Origin of the sequence: Sphingomonas yunnanensis (assembly GCF_019898765.1) — a bacterium.
GTDB classification, from domain to species: Bacteria; Pseudomonadota; Alphaproteobacteria; order Sphingomonadales; family Sphingomonadaceae; genus Sphingomonas; species Sphingomonas yunnanensis.
Genome location: NZ_JAIOKB010000013.1, coordinates 1 through 15916, shown reverse-complemented (window position 1 = coordinate 15916; position 15916 = coordinate 1). Strand labels below are relative to the sequence as shown.

Annotated in this window: 13 protein-coding genes; 6 read left to right on the top strand and 7 right to left on the bottom strand. The window is 70.9% G+C overall.

The annotated features are described in order from the left end of the window. Window positions 1–45 precede the first annotated feature (45 nt). Both K7957_RS20010 and K7957_RS20005 read left to right on the top strand, forming a co-directional pair. Window positions 46–1479, top strand: coding sequence for a carboxylesterase/lipase family protein (locus tag K7957_RS20010; RefSeq protein WP_223014666.1), 1434 nt, complete (start codon window positions 46–48; stop codon window positions 1477–1479). Window positions 1480–1501: 22 nt separating this feature from the next. Beyond that, window positions 1502–2293, top strand: coding sequence for a ThuA domain-containing protein (locus K7957_RS20005; protein WP_223014664.1), 792 nt, complete (start codon window positions 1502–1504; stop codon window positions 2291–2293). Between the two features lie 260 nt (window positions 2294–2553). Here K7957_RS20005 and K7957_RS20000 read toward each other — a convergent pair whose 3' ends face one another. Continuing rightward, window positions 2554–3417 carry a fumarylacetoacetate hydrolase family protein gene (locus K7957_RS20000; protein WP_223014662.1) on the bottom strand — a complete coding sequence of 288 codons (864 nt, stop codon included), beginning with the start codon at window positions 3415–3417 and terminating at the stop codon, window positions 2554–2556. 117 nt (window positions 3418–3534) lie between these two features. Here K7957_RS20000 and lldD point away from each other — a divergent pair, with 117 nt between their 5' ends. Then, a complete protein-coding gene (gene lldD / locus K7957_RS19995) occupies window positions 3535–4683 on the top strand; it encodes an FMN-dependent L-lactate dehydrogenase LldD (RefSeq protein WP_223014660.1) in 1149 nt (382 codons plus the stop codon). Window positions 4684–4689: 6 nt separating this feature from the next. Here lldD and K7957_RS19990 read toward each other — a convergent pair whose 3' ends face one another. After that, the gene (locus tag K7957_RS19990; protein WP_223014658.1) at window positions 4690–5466 is read right to left on the bottom strand and encodes a hypothetical protein; all 777 of its coding nucleotides are present in this window, start codon (window positions 5464–5466) and stop codon (window positions 4690–4692) included. A gap of 215 nt (window positions 5467–5681) precedes the next feature. Then, window positions 5682–7052 carry a cation:proton antiporter gene (locus tag K7957_RS19985; protein ID WP_223014656.1) on the bottom strand — a complete coding sequence of 457 codons (1371 nt, stop codon included), beginning with the start codon at window positions 7050–7052 and terminating at the stop codon, window positions 5682–5684. 191 nt (window positions 7053–7243) lie between these two features. Between K7957_RS19985 and K7957_RS19980 the strand changes: the two genes are divergently transcribed. Beyond that, window positions 7244–7477 (top strand): type II toxin-antitoxin system Phd/YefM family antitoxin, encoded by a 234-nt coding sequence (locus K7957_RS19980; protein WP_223014654.1) that lies wholly within the window; start codon window positions 7244–7246, stop codon window positions 7475–7477. Then, the gene (locus K7957_RS19975; RefSeq protein ID WP_223014652.1) at window positions 7477–7974 is read left to right on the top strand and encodes a PIN domain-containing protein; all 498 of its coding nucleotides are present in this window, start codon (window positions 7477–7479) and stop codon (window positions 7972–7974) included. Before K7957_RS19980 ends, K7957_RS19975 begins: the two co-directional genes overlap by 1 nt. Here K7957_RS19975 and K7957_RS19970 read toward each other — a convergent pair. Further along, a complete protein-coding gene (locus tag K7957_RS19970; RefSeq protein WP_246617328.1) occupies window positions 7949–9502 on the bottom strand; it encodes a tryptophan halogenase family protein in 1554 nt (517 codons plus the stop codon). The genes K7957_RS19975 and K7957_RS19970 overlap by 26 nt on opposite strands. Window positions 9503–9844: 342 nt before the next feature. On the opposite strand from K7957_RS19970, the gene K7957_RS19965 reads away from it, so the two are divergent. Continuing rightward, complete coding sequence (locus K7957_RS19965; RefSeq protein ID WP_246617331.1) at window positions 9845–10735, top strand: alpha/beta hydrolase; 891 nt, start codon at window positions 9845–9847, stop codon at window positions 10733–10735. Between the two features lie 63 nt (window positions 10736–10798). Here the strand turns inward: K7957_RS19965 and K7957_RS19960 are convergent, their stop codons facing one another. The 3 genes from K7957_RS19960 to K7957_RS19950 are packed head-to-tail and all read right to left on the bottom strand — an operon-like array spanning window position 10799 to window position 15372. Then, the gene (locus K7957_RS19960; RefSeq protein ID WP_223014648.1) at window positions 10799–11785 is read right to left on the bottom strand and encodes a nuclease; all 987 of its coding nucleotides are present in this window, start codon (window positions 11783–11785) and stop codon (window positions 10799–10801) included. 15 nt (window positions 11786–11800) lie between these two features. Then, window positions 11801–12937 carry a YdcF family protein gene (locus K7957_RS19955; RefSeq protein WP_343228482.1) on the bottom strand — a complete coding sequence of 379 codons (1137 nt, stop codon included), beginning with the start codon at window positions 12935–12937 and terminating at the stop codon, window positions 11801–11803. After that, the gene (locus K7957_RS19950) at window positions 12934–15372 is read right to left on the bottom strand and encodes a TonB-dependent receptor (RefSeq protein ID WP_223014646.1); all 2439 of its coding nucleotides are present in this window, start codon (window positions 15370–15372) and stop codon (window positions 12934–12936) included. The genes K7957_RS19955 and K7957_RS19950 overlap by 4 nt, the downstream gene beginning before the upstream one ends. Window positions 15373–15916: the final 544 nt, after the last annotated feature.

The window sequence follows — 15916 nt, the reverse complement described above, 5'->3', positions numbered from 1 at the left end:
TCAGGCGCGCCGGGCATGACACGGCCGCCGAGGGGAGGAGGACGGATGACCAAGCCGACCGTGGCGGTGCTGGCCGCGCTGCTCGTCGCCGCGCCGGCGCTGGCGCAGCAGGGCCCGACGGTCAACACCGATGCCGGCCCGGTGCGCGGCGCGCTGGGGGATGGCATCGCGAGCTGGAAGGGCATTCCCTTCGCCGCCCCGCCGGTCGGCGCCCTGCGCTGGCGCGCGCCCCAGCCGGTGGCGCACTGGACGACGGTGCGCGACGCCACGCGCTACGCGGCCGACTGTATGCAGCTGCCCTTCCCCAGCGATGCCGCGCCGCTCGGCACCACGCCGTCCGAGGACTGCCTCTACGCCAACGTGTGGAAGCCGGCCGCGGCGAAGGGCAAGCTGCCGGTGCTGGTGTGGATCTACGGCGGCGGCTTCGTCAACGGCGGCGCCTCTCCGCCCACCTATGCCGGCGCCAACATGGCCAGGCGCGGCGTGATGTTCGTCAGCTTCAACTACCGGCTCGGCCGTTTCGGCAGTTTCGCGCTGCCGCAGCTGAGCAAGGCGAACGCCGACGGCGGTCGGCTCGGCAATTATGGCACGATGGACCAGATCGCCGCGCTGCACTGGGTCCAGCGCAACATCGCGGCCTTCGGCGGCGACCCGGCCAGGGTGACGATCGTCGGCGAGAGCGCGGGTGGCATGTCGGTGCACCAGCTCGTCACTTCGCCACTGGCGCGCGGGTTGTTCCACCAGGCCTTCGCCATGTCGGGCGGCGACGGTCATCCCGACCCGAGCGGCAAGGCGCTCGCCGACGCCGAGCGGATCGGCGCGAATTTCGCACGCAGCAAGGGCATCGACCCCACCGCGCCCGACGCGCTCGAGCGGCTGCGCGCGCTGGCGGGCGAGCAGGTGATCGCCGGGCTCAACCTCGCCTCGATGGCGCCGCGTGACCCCGCCGCGCCGACCTACTCGGGCCCGATCGTCGACGGCACGGTGGTGGTCGATATGGGTGCCGCCTACGACCAGGACCGGTTCGCGCGCGTGCCGATGCTGATCGGCGCCACCAGCGCCGATATCGGCGGGCGTACCGGCTATATGATCGCGGGTGCGCGCGACGCGGCCGCGCGGCTCGCCGCCAAGGGCGTGCCGGTGTGGGAATATCGCTTCTCCTATGTCGCCAGCGCGATCGGGAAGCTCGGCGCGCAGCACGCCACCGACATTCCCTTCTTCTTCGACAATGCCGCGATCAAATATGGCGCGCAGACCAGCCCGCGTGATGTCGCGATGGGGCAGACCATGGCGCAGTATCTCGCCGATTTCGTGAAGGCCGGCGACCCCAACGGCGCCGGCCTGCCGCGCTGGCCACGCTACGATCGCGTCGCCGACGCGATCGCGGACTTCTCCGCCGACGGCACGACAGAGGTCACGCGCGACCCGTGGGGCGCGGAGATCGACCAGGCGCGTGCGGCGGCGACGCCGACACGATAACGATGAGCACAGGAGAGATGGGATGCGACTGATCGCGATGCTCGGGGCGCTGGCGCTGGCGCAGGCCGCCCCCGACCCGCACCTGCCGACGCCGACGCTCGACACCGAGCCGCCGACGCTGCCCGCGGGGATCGAGCACGGCGTGCTGATCGTCTCCAAGACCAACGGCTGGCGCCATTTCGAGCATATCTCGCACTCCAATGAGGTACTCGCCGACATCGCGCGCGGGCTCGGACGGAAAAGCTTCCAGACCGAGAACGGCGCGGTCTTCAACGACGCCATGCTCCAGCATTTCTCGGTGGTGGTGCTCAACAGCGCCTCGGGCGAGTTCCTCACGCCCGAGCAGCAGGCCGCGTTCCAGCGCTTCGTCGCGCGCGGCGGCGGCGTGGTCGCGCTCCACGCCGCGGGTGACAACAGCCACAAGTCGCCCTGGTATATCGACACGATCATCGGCACCGAGTTCATCGGCCACCCCAACGGCGCCGATCACATCCAGCGCGCGACGATCGTGGTCGACCAGCCGCGCCACCCGGTGATGGCGGGCGTCAAGCTACCCTGGACGTCGAGCGACGAATGGTATTCGTTCAGCGGCGATCCCAGCCAGCACGGCATGACGGTGCTCGCCCGCGTCGACGAGGCGAGCTATCGCACGGGCGACAAGCTGCGCATGGGCAAGCACCCGATCATGTGGGTCAACCCGCGCGCCAAGGGGCACGTGTTCTTCTCGGCATTGGGCCATGACGCGGCCAATTACGACGATCCCAATTACCGCCGCGTGCTGACCAACGCGATCCGCTGGGCGGCGGCGAAGTAGCGGGATGGCGGAGCGCCTCGGGCATCGGGACGCTCCATCTTCTTCCGTCTTCCCGGACCTGTTCCGGGATCCGCCGTGCCTCGCATCACTCAGGCGTTGCTGCCGCCGAGACGTCCGGGATGAAGGATGGGAGTCGAACGGCAACCCCCTGGGCTCCCGCGTACGCGGGAGCCCAGGGCGGCAGGCGGTGACCTCGGCGGCCCTGGCCTCCGGCGGTCGCCGGAGCACGCTGACGTCGAACGAGCTGGATCAGACAAACCTTACCCGATCGCCTCGCGCGACCAGGCGACGAACTCCTGCCGCTGCTCGCCGAGCTTCTCGATGCCGAGTTCGACGACGTCGCCGGCCTTGAGGTACCACGGCTCGGGCTTCTGGCCGAGACCGACGCCCGGCGGCGTGCCGGTGGTGATGATGTCACCGGGCTCCAGCGTCATGAACTGCGAGCAGTAGGCGACGATCTGCGCGACGGTGAAGATCATCGTAGCGGTCGACCCGTCCTGCACGCGCTTGCCGTTGACCGACAGCCATAGGCCGAGCTGCTGCGGGTCGCCCACCTCGTCAGCGGTGACGAGCCACGGCCCGACCGGGCCGAAGGTGGGGAAGCCCTTGCCCTTGTCCCACGTCGGCCCGCGCTCCTGCTGCCAGTGCCGCTCGGACACGTCGTTGACGACGACGTAGCCGGCGACATGGTCGAGCGCCTCGGCCTCGTCGACATAGCTGGCGCGCGTGCCGATCACGACGCCGAGCTCGACCTCCCAGTCGGTCTTCCTGCTGTCGCGCGGGATCACCACTGGGTCGTTGGCGCCCTGAAGGCAGTTGACCCATTTGTTGAAGACCACCGGCTCGGATGGGATCGGCAGGTTCGACTCGGCGGCATGGTCCGCATAGTTGAGCCCGATCGCGATGAACTTCTGCGATCCCGCGACCGGCACGCCGTAGCGCGGCGCGCCCTCCACCAGCGGCAGCGTCGCGGGATCGAGCGCGGCCAGGCGCGCGAGCGCGGCGGGCGCTAGCTCGATGCCGCCGAGGTCGGCGATCACGCCCGACAGGTCGCGCAGCGCGCCATCGGCGTCGACCAGCGCGGGCTTCTCGGCGCCCTTCGCACCGTAGCGGCAGAGTTTCATCGTGATCACCTCGAGGGCTGGAGGAAGCGGCGGCGCGGACATTGCCTTCCGGCGCCAGTGGATGCAGGTTGCACCTATGCGCTACAGCGCGCCACCGCCTTCGTGAACCCGAACCTCATGACAATCGTCGCTTCCACCCTTGATTTCCGCGAGCTCGCGCGGCGCCGCCTGCCGCCTTTCCTGTTCGAATATATCGACGGCGGGTCGTACAGCGAGACGACGCTGCGGCGGAACGTCGCCGATCTCGAGGCGATCGCGCTGCGCCAGCGCGTGCTGCGCGACATCGGCACGCTCGATCCCGCCACCGAGCTGTTCGGCCAGCGCATGGCGCTGCCGGTGGCGCTGGCGCCGATCGGGCTGGCGGGGATGAACGCGCGCCGCGGCGAGGTGCAGGCGGCGCGCGCGGCGGAGAGGGCGGGCGTCCCCTTCTGCCTCTCGACGGTCTCGGCCTGCCCGATCGACGAGGTGGCGCGCGGCACCACCCGGCCCTTCTGGTTCCAGCTCTACATGATCCGCGACCGCGGCTTCATGCGCGACCTGCTCGCCCAGGCGCGCGCGGCGCGGTGCAGCGCCCTGGTGTTCACGGTGGACATGCCAGTGCCGGGTTCACGCTACCGCGACTATCGTTCCGGACTGGCGGGAGCGAGCGGCTGGCGCGGCGCGGCGCGGCGCTTCGGCCAGGCGCTGCGCCATCCGCGCTGGGCATGGGACGTCGGTGTCCACGGCCGGCCGCACCAGCTCGGCAATGTCGCGCCGGTGCTCGGCAACGCGAGCGGATTGGAGGACTTCCTCGGCTGGATGCGCGACAATTTCGACCCTACCGTGACGTGGCGCGACCTCGATTGGGTGCGCCAGGAGTGGGACGGGCCGCTGATCCTCAAGGGCGTGCTCGACGCCGAGGACGCGCGCGAGGCGGCGGCGCTCGGCGCGGACGGGCTGGTGGTGTCCAACCACGGCGGCCGCCAGCTCGACGGCACGCCCTCGACGGCGCGTGCCTTGCCCGCGATCGCGGCAGCGGTGGGCGATCGGCTCACCGTGCTGGCGGACGGCGGCGTGCGCACCGGGCTCGACGTGGTGCGGATGCTCGCGCTCGGCGCGCGCGGCGTGCTGCTCGGCCGCGCCTGGGCCTACGCGCTTGCGGCAGGCGGCGAGGCGGGCGTGGCGCGGATGCTGGCGCTGATCGAGGCCGAGATGCGCGTCGCCATGGCGCTCACCGGCTGCACCAACGTCGCGGCGATCGGACCCGACGTGCTCGTGCGCGACTGAGCGCGGTCAACGAGCCGGCGCGACGGGCGTGAGGCGCGCGCAGGCGGGTGCGCGGCGCCGGAGCGCGACGCCTGACGGCACCTGCCCGACCTGGAGCACGCTGCGGCTCTCGTAATCGGAGAGGAACAGGCGGTCGCCATCGACGTAGAGCAGCCGCGCGTGCCCGATCAGCACCGGGTAGACGCAGCGCTGGCCCCAGGGCGTGGCGAACAGCGCCGCCGCACGCGACGGCGCGCTGGCGCCGAAGGGAGAGGCCGCCTCGCCGAGCGCGACCAGTCCGATCGTCGCGCTGAAGCACAGCAGGAACCAGCCGAGCGGGCGGACCCGCGCCTGCTTCACCGTTTCGCTGCGGGTCAGCTGCGCCGCCGCCAGCGCGACGATGATCAAGGTCGCGAACACCGCGATGAGCAGTCGGAACACGCCGTCGACCGAGGCGATGGCATAAGCGCAGAGCGCGATGCCGATGATCTCGGCGGCGAAGACGCTGGAGCGCGGCGCCCGCTCGACCAGCCCGCTCGTCAGCAGCTCCGAGATCGGCCAGACCAACGTCGCCGCGATCACCCAGACCGCCGCGAGGATCAGCAGCGCCGCGCCGAGATTGAGCCAGCCGGCGGTCGCTACCTCGGACAGATCGAACGCGCCGAGCGCCGCGATCCCCGCCGGCGCGAACGCCCCGAGGCTCAGCAGCACGCCCCCGACGTAGAAGAGGATCGGCAGCGCCGCGACGATCGGCACGACCCAGTGGAGGAGCCGACGCGACTTGCGTGCGACGCCCCTTACCACGGACGCGCCCGGGCAGAGGGGGGCGGGGCGGGGGAGAGGAGACGGCAGCGCATGGCGGGGGTGTCGCGGTGCCACCCGCACGCTTCAAGATTAAGGCCACGCTAGCCATCAACGGCGCCGCCCCGCCGCGGCCTAGCCCGTTGTGCCGTCGCGGCTTCCCGTCGCGCCCCGCTGACCCGGCGTGGCGACCCTCGCCTCGCCGGCGCGCCGCCGGCTCAGCCCACCTCGGCGTAGCTCCGGTCGAGTCGCGCCAGCTCGCCGCTCTCGCGCCCGCGGCGGCCGTAGAAGAGCTCGAACAGGGGGCTCGCCATCATCGTCGTCACGATCGCCATCAGCACCAGCATCGAGAACAGCGTCGGGCCGATGATCCCCTTCTGCAGCCCGATGTTGATGATGATCAGCTCCATCAGTCCGCGCGAGTTCATCAGCGCGCCGATCCCCAGCGCGGTGCGATTGTCCTCGCCGGAGAGCCGCGCCGCGAGATAGCAGGCGCCGCCCTTGGCGATCACCGAGGCGGCGAGCACGCCCAGCGCGATCAGCAGCAGCTCGGCGGAGTTCACCATATCCATCCGCGTGTTCAGCCCCGAGTAGGTGAAGAACATCGGCAGCAGCAGCACCACGGTGAGGGGCTCGAGCTTGCGCTTGATCTCGGCGGTGAGCAGCCCGCGCGGCATCACCGTCCCCAGGATGAAGCCGCCGAAGATCGCGTGGATGCCGACCACGTCCATCAGGAAGGCGGAGAAGCAGAAGGCGATCATCACGATCGCGAAGCTGGTGAGGCTCAATTCGCCCTCGCGCTCGACCTTGCGCGCGAGCGGGGCGAGCAGCCGTGGCCCGGCGAGCACGACGAACAGCGCCCACAGCAGCCCGCCGCCGATCGCCAGGATCGCCACGCCCGCGCCGCCGCCGAAGGTGGCGAGCACCACCGCCAGCACGCACCAGGAGCAGGCGTCGTCGAACGCGCCCGCGGTGAGCGACAGCGTGCCGAGCGCGCTGTCCGCCAGCCCGCGCTCGTTGATGATGCGCGCCAGCATCGGGAAGGCGGTGAGCGCGATGCAGGCGCCGAGGAACAGCGTCGCGTTCGCCTGGCTGATCCCGCTCGCGAACAGTCCGGGCACGCCGAGCAGGAAAGGGGTGATCAGCACTGCGATGAGGAACGGCGCCGCGATCCCCGCCATCGACACGAACGAGGCGCTGCGCGCCTTGGTGCGGAAATGGTCGAGCCGCAGCGTGGTGCCGACCAGGAACATGTAGAGGCCTACGCCCAGCTGCGCGCCGGCGTAGAGGACGTTCTTGGTCTCTCTCGGAAAGATCCCGCCCTGGAGCCCGGGGAAGAGCAGCCCGAGCAGCGAGGGCCCGAGCACCACGCCGGCGATCATCTCGCCGACCACCTGCGGCTGTCCGAGCAGCTTCTGCCCGAGCCAGCCGATCACCCGGCAGGCCACCAGGATCACCGCGAGCTGGAGGAAGAAGTGGATCGAGAAGTCACCGGGCGCGTAGCTGTGCGCCGCGGCGGCAGTGGCGGGGCCGTGCGGTTCGAGCACGTTCGCCACTATGTTTCCCAGGCTTTGCAGCCAGCCGCTCATCCTGCCCTCCCCCGGCGGGCATGCGCCCGCTCTCGTCCCCGCGGAGAGAAGGCCGGCGCGGCCGCGTGCGCAAGGCTTAGCGCGCGCCGGCGGCGCGATTTATCGGCCGGAGACGAGAAGCGTTGCGGACGCGCCACGTTGTAGTAACGTGCCTACGTTTCTCAAGGTACGTCGCGAGGTTGAGACAGGGTATGCGCACGCTCTCCAGCCGCGCGTTCAATCAGGACGTAAGCCAGGCCAAGCGACTCGCCGCGCAAGAACCCGTCCTCATCACCGATCGCGGGCGGCCGACCCACGTGCTGCTCAGCTTCGAGTCGTTCCGTCAGCTCGCCGGCCAAGCCGACACCCTCGCCGACCAGCTCGCCGCGCCCGAGCCGGTGGCGGTCGAGCCCGACTGGCGCGCGATCACGCGCTGGGCGCGCTGATGCACCTGCTCGACACCGAGCTCGTCTGGGCGCTGCGCGGTGCCAGGGCAGGGACGTGCGATCCCGCGGTGGCGGCCTGGGCGGCGGCGCAGACGCGCACCGCGCTGTTCGTCTCGGCGCTGACGCTCGGCGAGCTGGTCGCCGCGGCAGTGCAGATCGGGCGGGTCGACCAGGCCGCGGCGGCGGCGGCGCGCGGCTGGGCCGAGGAGATCGTCCCGCGCGCCTTCGACGGCCGCGTGCTCTCGATCGACGCCGCCGTGGCGTGCCGCGCCGCGACGCTGGGCTATGCCGAGCCGCGCGACGCCTTGCTCGCCGCCACCGCGCTGGAGCACCGGCTCGCGATCGCCACCCCGCACCCGGTTCGCTATCGCGCGGGCAAGGTACGCACCGTCGATCCGTGGCGCTACGTGCCGGGCGTGAGCGAGGAGGCGCTCGACTGGCGCGAGGCCGCGCGTGGCGGCCCGCTGTGGCTCAGGAGCCTGTTCGCGCGGGGCTGAGCGCGGTGCCGGCGAGTTGCTCGACCAAGGCGCGGTGGGGCGGCAGCTCGCGCGCGGCGCGCTCGCCATAGGCACGCACCCGCGCGAACAGCCGCTCGGCCCGCGCCGCCGCGGCCTTGTCCCCCGCGCCCATGTCGGTGGCGAAGCCCATGCCGTAGAGGATGTACTGATAGTTGAAGTGAGCGAAGGTCTCGCTCTCGAGCTGGAAGTCGAAGCGGCTCGGCGGGCGGTGTCGCCACTGGTCGAGCCAGGCGGCGAGCCGCGACGGCAGCGTCGCGGGATCGGCATTGTCGCGCCAGAACGGCTCGGGGCGCCGGCTGAGGCAGTAATGCAGCTTCAGGAAAGCGGCGATGTTCGCGTAGCGCTCCGCCATCAGCGCGTTGAAGCGCACCGCGCCGCGATCGACCGGCCCGCGCGGCGGCAGCAGCTCGGCGATCATCGCCGCCGCGGCCTCGATCAGCACCACGCCGGTCGACTCGAGCGGCTCGAGGAAGCCGCCGGCGAGCCCGACCGCGACGCAATTGCCGATCCAGGCGCGCTCCTGCCAGCCGGGTTCGAAGGTTATGCGGCGGGGGGAGAGCTCGGCCAGGTCGCGGCCGAGATAGCGCGCGAGGATCGCCTCGGCGCCCGCGTCGTCGAGGTAGCGGCTGGCGTAGACGCAGCCGATCCCGCGCGCGCCGGCGAGTCCGATGTCCCACAGCCACCCGGCCGCGTGGGCGGTGGCGAGCGTCGCGCTCTCGATCGGCGCGTCGGGCGCGGCATAGGCCAGCTTGCAGGTCAGCGCGCGGTCGGTGAACAGCTGGTCAGCGACCGAGTGGAAGCGTGCGCCCGGCAGGCGCCCGATCAGCTCGGCGCGGAACCCGGTACAGTCGACGTAGAGGTCGGCGGTGAGCGCGCCGGCATCGCTGTCGACCCGAGCGATCGTGCCGTCCTCGGCGAGCACGAGGTCGCGCAGGCGACCGCTCAGGTGGATGACGCCGAGTGCGCGCGCGCGCTCCGACACCAGCGCAGCGAGACGCACCGCGTCGAAATGGAAGGCGTAAGTGAGCGGTCCGGCGAAGTCGCCTTCGCCAGGCTGTTTGGGCGCGCGACGCGCGGCGGCGACCCGGTGCTGGATCGTCACCGCCTCGGCGAAGGGGGCGCGGCCGGTCTCGTCCTGCCTGAGCCAGTCGGTGACGAGGCCGGGCTCGGGCTGAAACGGCGCGTCGAACGGGTGGAAATAGCTGTGCGGCGCGCCGTCGGCGTCGGGCTGCCAGCCGGTGAAGCGGACGCCCTGTTTGAAGGTGGCACCGGCCGCGCGGACGAAGGCGGCCTCCTCGATGCCGAGGAAGCGCAAGGTCTCGCGGATCGTCGGGAAGGTGCCCTCGCCGACACCGATCGTGCCGATCTCGGGGGATTCGAGCAGCGTCACCGCGACGCCCGCGCCGAGCGCGCGCGCCAGATAGGCGGCGGTGAGCCAGCCGGCGGTGCCGCCGCCGACGATCAGCACGTGGCGCTGGTGCGACATGACCTCGGCATAGCGCAGCATGGGGGCGGGTGTCAGCCGCGGTGATGGTGGCGAGGGCGGCGCGCATTTCCGAGGCGCGGTCGAACCTTTTCTCCTGCCGTCATCCTGAGCTCGTCTCAGGATCCACCCTGCCGCGCACTGAGGACCCGATGCATGCGCGGACGGGTGGATCCCGGCCTTCGCCGGGATGACGGGAGTAGGAAGACGACGGCTTCGGCTACAGTCGCGAGAGGGCGATTACTCGCCGCTGGACTCCCGCGCGATCCGAGCATAGCGTCAGTGTTAACGATAACATGGGAGAGAGACATGCGCCGTCCTACCAGGTCGCACTTCGGCCACCGTCTGCGTCTCGGCTTGGCAACCATGCTCGCCGCGACCCTCAGCCTTCCCGCTGCCGCGCAGGACGACACGATGACGCCGATCGCCACGCCGTCGCAGCAGGGAGCGCTACCGCTCGGTACCGGCGCGCTGCCGGGCGCGAGCACCAAAGAGTCGTGGTTTCGCCAATATGGCAGCACCTTCACGCGCAATGTCACCGAGGCAACGCTCACGCCCTTCCTGCCCGACCCGGCACGCGCCAGCGGCGCGGCGGTGATCGTGGCGCCGGGCGGCGGCTTCCGTACGCTGTCGATGGACAATGAGGGCTATGACGTCGCGCGCGCGCTCGCGGCGCGCGGGGTCGCGGCTTTCGTGCTCAAGTACCGGCTCAACCAGACACCCGCCGAGATGAATGCCTTCGCCGAGTCGATGCGCGCGATGTTCTCGGGCACCGCGGCGCGCCCGCCGCGCCCCGACGCCGCGACGATGGCGACTCAGCTCGCGCCACAGCTCGCCGACTCGCGCGCCGCCTTCGCGCTGGTGCGCCGCCGCGCCGCCGAGTGGCATGTCGATCCGAGCAAGATCGGCATGGTCGGCTTCTCCGCGGGCGCGATGCTGACGCTCGCGACGACGTTGACCCCGGGCGATGCCAAGCCCGCCTTCATCGGCACGATCTACGGCCCGCTCACCGGCGTGACGGTGCCCGCGCAGGCGCCCCCGCTCTTCGTCGCGCTGGCGGCGGACGATCCTTTCTTCGCCAACGGCGGCTTCGGGCTGATCGAGCGCTGGCGCGAGGCCAAGCGACCGGTCGAGTTCCACTTGTACGAGCAGGGCGGGCACGGCTTCGGCATGTACCCGAAGACGACGACCAGCACCGGCTGGTTCGACGCCTTCGCGCGCTGGCTGACGATGCATGGGATGATCAAGGCGGGGTGAGGGGCGGCTCCATGCCCCGGTGGCATGGCGGGCATATCGGAGTCTTCACGACAGGCGTTTCTCTCACCGTGCCGCCGGTGCCGACCCCGTCGCCGGATCGAAGTCGACGCCCGCGGTGTCGAGTGGGTCGGGTAGGTCGCGTGGCGGCGGCGACGCGCTCTCGCGCCACGCCCGCGCGATCATGTCGCGCAGCATCGCGGCGCCGCTCGCCGCGCGCTCGACCACGAGCGCGCGTACCGCCGTGTCCGACGGGTCGGAGAAGCCGCCGCGTTTCTCGAGCTGGTAGGTCAGTTCCACCTTGCTCCCCGCCGTGTCGAGATAGGCCAGCACTGCGTCGAACAGGTCCCCCCCGGCGTGGCCGAGCGGCGCGACGCGCGGCGCGAGGTCGCGCTCGCTCAGCCCGATCAGGTCGACGAAGCCGCTCTCGAAGCGGCCGTGGACGCCGCGGTCGCGCGTATAGCCGTTGGGGTTGTCGCCGACCCAGCCGTCGTGATGGACCGAGTCGTGCATCGGCTGGGCGCCGTCGCCGATGTAGTGACCGAGCAGCACCACCTGATCGGCCGCCTGCGCCTCCGCCCGATCGGCGGCACGTCGATCCATAGCGGCGGCGCGCACCGCGCGCATCGCCACCACCAGCCGGCCGTAGCTCTCCATCGCGGCATAGGGCAAAGTGCCGGTCCAGCGCACGTTGGTGCGCGCCGCACGCGCCGGGTCGCTCGTCTTGAGGCGCTCGTGCTCGCGATAGAGCGCGATGACGAAGGCGTAGCGCGAGCGCGGGATCGGACGGAGGAAGGCGAATTGCTCGCGGAACCAGCCGTGATTGGGATCCTCCTCGATCTTGCTGAACGGCTCGCTCGCGGCGCGCCAGCTGTCGGGCAGCGTGGCGGAATCGGCGATCGTGTCGGCGTGGCGCCGCAGGAACATCGGTCCGTCGGCGGGCAGCGCGGCGAGCGCGGCGCGGTCGATCGCGGCGTGCGCGCGCTGCCCCCAGGCGAACGCCGGCGCGGGGGCGAGCAGCAGCGCGGCGGCGAGCAGGGCGGGAAGGCGCATCGGCGGGTCCTCGGATCAGGGGTCGAGCGGGTCGATCGGGTCGACGCGAAGTGACTGGCGGGCCGGGCGGAACTCGATCTCGGTGGGCAAGCGCCGCGGGCCGATCGTGCCTGGAAGATAGCCGAGCTCGCGCCGGTTGCGCTCGGCGAAGGCGGCGCCCTCGATGTAGCGGCTCTGCTCGGGGTTGCAGACGATCAATGCCGGCCGATCGAGCGGGGCGCCGAGCGCAGCCAGCTCGCGCGTGGCGTCGCGGAGGTTGGTGGTGGTGTGGCGCGCATAGGCCTCGAGCACGATCGCCTCGGCCGGCACGCCGTAGCGCTCGATCAGCGCGCGCCGCATCTCGACCGCCTCGGTGAAGCGGGTCGAGCGCGGGTGGGCGCGGCCGCCGCTGACGATGATCAGCGCGGCGTCGCCCACGGCATAGCGCTCGGCGGCGAGGCGGACGTGATACTGGCCGCCGGGGCTCAGCGGCATGTCGGGCACCTCGGGGCCGACGCCCGTGACGATCAGCGCCGTGTAGCGGTAGCGCGTCCAATCCAGCGCACGGGCGCGGCGGCGCGCGGGCGCGTCGAGGGAGGTGTCGTCGCGGACCGCGTCGGTGCGATCGTTGGTCTGGAGCAGCGCCAGCGCGAGCTCGACGCTGGGGTCGAACGCACCCGCCTGCGGGCGGGCGGCGAGCGCCACCGCAGCGTGCAGTCGGGCCTTCGCCTCGGCGCTGTCGGGGGCGACCTCGGGCCCGTCGATCGCCGGGTAGCGCGGTGCGGCGCCGAGCGCGTAAGTGTCGAGGATAGCGGTCACGCCGCGCAGCTCGCGGCCGAGCTGCGCCGCCGCGCCGTCGTCGGCGAGGGCGGGAAGCGCGTTGGCCCGCTGGGCTGCCGCGGCGGCGAGCGAGTCGATCTCCGCCGCTTCCCACCGCGACACGCGGGCCACGCACGCGGCATCGTCACCGCAGGCGCTCACCCGCGCGGCACGGGCGCGCCGCAGCGGCTCGGGCAGCGCGCCCGCGCCGAGCCGCGCGAGCAGCGGGAACAGGCGCGTCACGAGCGCCTCGCTGGCGCGGTCCCGCACCGGCGCCGCGGTGGCGCGGGCCGGCGTACCCGCGACGAGCGGGACCGCCGGCGCGAGCAGCAGCGCGGCCGCGCGCGCGCTCACCACGAGCGGGTCACCACCAGCCGCACGTTGCGCCCGAAGATCGGCCGCCCGTAGATCGCGTCGGCGGTGCCCTGGCCCGCGAGCGTGTCGGTGCGCGTGTTGCCCTCCGTCAGCCCCTTGGCGTCGGTGAGATTGTCGCCGACCACCTGCACCTGCCAGTCGCCCCGCGTCGCGGTCACGCCCGCGCCGAAGGTGGAGTAGGCCGGCAGCGCGGTGTTGTTGTAAAGGTCGACGTAGCGTTTCCCCATGTAGTTCCAGCGGCCGTACAGGTCGACGTCGGTGTCGCCCGCGGCGAAGCGGAAGGTCGGGCGCAGGTTGCCGTACACCTTGGGCTCGCGCACGATCTGCTTGCCCTCGGCGGCCTGCGGGTCGGCGCCGGTGCTGCTGCGAAAGTTGCGATATTTGGGGCTGCTCACCGTCAGCGCGGCGTTGAGCTGGAACCAGTCCGTCGCCTTGAGCAGGCCGTCGAGCTCGATGCCCTTGATCTTCGCCTCGCCGATGAAAGGTACGTTGACGTCGTTGCGCCCGGTGGTCGGGTCGAAGGCGAGGAACGAGGCGTTGAGCGGGTCGAAGTTGGTGTAGAAGCCCGTGGCGTAGAGGTAGGAGCCGCCTGACCGCAGCTTCACGCCGGCCTCATATTGATCGGCCTTGGTGGTGATGATCGTCGGGTTGATCGTGTAGGTCACCTGCATCGACGGCGGCGTCTCCAGGTGCGACGCGCGCGCGTAGAGGCCGAAGTGGCGGGTGAAGTCATAGTTCACGCCCGCGGTCCAGTTGGTGATGTTGGGCTTGAGCGTGCGATTGGTGATCGTGCCGGTGAAGCCGCGCGTCGCATTGTCCGCCAGCGTGGCCGCGTCACCCAGATTGTACTGCGCCGTGTTGGCGGCATAGCCGGCGTAATCGTAGCGCTCGTGGCGGATGCCCGCGTCGACGCGCAGCCCGCGCACGATCTCCCAGGTGTCGTTGGCGTAGACCGCGACCATCTTGGCGTCGGCGTCGCCCTTGGTCAGCGTCGCGGCATAGTTGAGCGCGCCATTGTCGGTGACGCGGCCGAGCACGGCGCCCGTGGCGGCGTACGCCACCAGGTCGAGCGTGCGCGGCTTGCCCGCGACCTCGATGAGATAGTTCTGGTAGATCGACTCGGCGCTGGCGCCATAGGCGCTGGCGTACACGCCGACCTTGAGGTCGTGCCGCCCGATCGCGGTGTCGAACGCCCGCGCGACGCTCAGGTCGCCCTGCGCCGAGTAGAAGCGCGAGTGGATGTCGCGGTACTGGCCCTGCACCACCAGCCCTGACGCGGCGTAGGGATCGTAGACCGTTCTGGTGCCGGCGAGCACATAGCCCATCGATGCGACCGGTCCGAAGGCCGTGCGCGACGCCGCGAGGTAGGAGTTGGCGAAGGTGGCGCCGTCGCTCGGGTTGGTGGTCGAGTAGAAAGCGGTGAAGTCGAGCCGCCCCTTGGTGAAGCCCGCCTTGGCGGAGACCAGCCAGTCGCCGAGATCGGCGTCATATTGCACGCCCGCGTTGACCATCTGCATGTGGCGCCCGGTGGCGAGATCGCTCGAGCGGCCCTGGATCACGCCGGCGCCGTCGCGGTACTTCAGGTTCACGTCGCGCAGCGCGGGCGAGTTCATCGTGCCCCTGAAATAGTCGATGTAGCGGTCCAGCGAGCGGCTCGGGTCGCGCGGGTCCGCGGTCGGGATCGGCAGGTAGAAAACGTTGTGGTCGTTGACGTAGTTGGCGCTGACCTTGAGGGTGCCGGTGCCCGTGTCGTGCGTCAGGTTGGCGCGGATCTGGCCGCCGCGGTCGTTGGGGAAGCCGTTGTCGCGATAGCCGTCGTGGTAGCGCAGGAAGCCGCCGATCGCGTAGTGCGTGCTGTCGTCGAGCTTGCCCGACTGGACCGCGTCGAGCCGGTACAGCCCGGTGTCGCCGAGCGTCACGCGTGCCGTGCCGCGCGACTCGTCGCGACCGGTGACGGTGACCGCGTTGACGATCGCGCCCGAGTAGCTGGCGTAGACCGGGGCGGGGCCGCCGCGCACCACCTCGAGCCGCTCGGTCATCAGGTCGGGGCGGATCAGCGCGTCGCCGCGGAAGAAGAAGCCGTCATTCTCGTGGAACAGCGGCAGGCCGTCCTGCTGGAAGCTGACGAAGCCGCCGTCGTTGGGCAGGCCGCGGATACGGTAGATGTTCTGCACCTCGCCGCCGGTCGACTCGGTCTGGAAGCCGGGCAGCTGGCCGATCAGGTCGGCGGTGTTGAGCGGCGCGAGGCGCTGGATCTCCTCCTGCGACACCGAGTTGATCGCGTAGGAGACGTCGAAGCGGCGCTCAGCGCGGGTCGACCCGGTGACGATGATGTCGTCCGCCGGCCTATCGGCGCCCTGCGGCGTCACGGGCTCCTGTGCCAGCGCGGCCGGCGCCGCCAGACAGATGGCCATAGCGGCCGTGCAAGCGAGCACGTGCTTTCTCACGATCAATCCCCAATATGTCGTTGGTGCGGCGGTGGGCCGTCGCGGCGGAGCTAGGGGGGGCCCGTGACGGTTAGGTGACAACTCGGTGCCTTCTCAATGACATGCGTTCGGTTCCGGGGATTGAACACGATTTTGCATTTTGTCGTTGACGGCCTGTTGGACGGCCCATATAAGCCGACTTCTCGACGGGGCGGTCCACTCGCTGGAACGCCTCATCGGTCAGCGCTAGATCAGGTGCCAGCGTCGCTCCGGTAAAAGGGAGTTCGACGGGGCGCCGGTTTTTCGCGGCTCTTTGACATTGTAGGTTTTAGATGAAGGGACATGTGGACGGTGGTCTGCGGGTCTGGCGCATTCAAGGTGCGTTGGGGTCGTCAGAGCTCAAGTCGTTTCATATGTCCTTCACGTATCCATATGTGAAGTGCAGGAACGGCTCCTTGAAGTGAGCGGTATGCATCTGGTTATTCCGCCGGGTGTGTATCGAGCATCAAACTTGAGAGTTTGATCCTGGCTC

What these genes read in the sequence shown, in the direction of transcription:
- K7957_RS19970 (WP_246617328.1), bottom strand. Translation starts at nt 9,502, where the DNA reads ATGCTGCGCTATGCCGAGGTCATGTCGCACCAGCGCCACGTGCTGATC.
- K7957_RS19950 (WP_223014646.1), bottom strand. Translation starts at nt 15,372, where the DNA reads ATGGCCATCTGTCTGGCGGCGCCGGCCGCGCTGGCACAGGAGCCCGTG.
- K7957_RS20000 (WP_223014662.1), bottom strand. Translation starts at nt 3,417, where the DNA reads ATGAAACTCTGCCGCTACGGTGCGAAGGGCGCCGAGAAGCCCGCGCTG.
- K7957_RS19975 (WP_223014652.1), top strand. Translation starts at nt 7,477, where the DNA reads ATGCACCTGCTCGACACCGAGCTCGTCTGGGCGCTGCGCGGTGCCAGG.
- K7957_RS19960 (WP_223014648.1), bottom strand. Translation starts at nt 11,785, where the DNA reads ATGCGCCTTCCCGCCCTGCTCGCCGCCGCGCTGCTGCTCGCCCCCGCG.
- K7957_RS20005 (WP_223014664.1), top strand. Translation starts at nt 1,502, where the DNA reads ATGCGACTGATCGCGATGCTCGGGGCGCTGGCGCTGGCGCAGGCCGCC.
- lldD (WP_223014660.1), top strand. Translation starts at nt 3,535, where the DNA reads ATGACAATCGTCGCTTCCACCCTTGATTTCCGCGAGCTCGCGCGGCGC.
- K7957_RS19985 (WP_223014656.1), bottom strand. Translation starts at nt 7,052, where the DNA reads ATGAGCGGCTGGCTGCAAAGCCTGGGAAACATAGTGGCGAACGTGCTC.
- K7957_RS19980 (WP_223014654.1), top strand. Translation starts at nt 7,244, where the DNA reads ATGCGCACGCTCTCCAGCCGCGCGTTCAATCAGGACGTAAGCCAGGCC.
- K7957_RS20010 (WP_223014666.1), top strand. Translation starts at nt 46, where the DNA reads ATGACCAAGCCGACCGTGGCGGTGCTGGCCGCGCTGCTCGTCGCCGCG.
- K7957_RS19965 (WP_246617331.1), top strand. Translation starts at nt 9,845, where the DNA reads ATGCTCGCCGCGACCCTCAGCCTTCCCGCTGCCGCGCAGGACGACACG.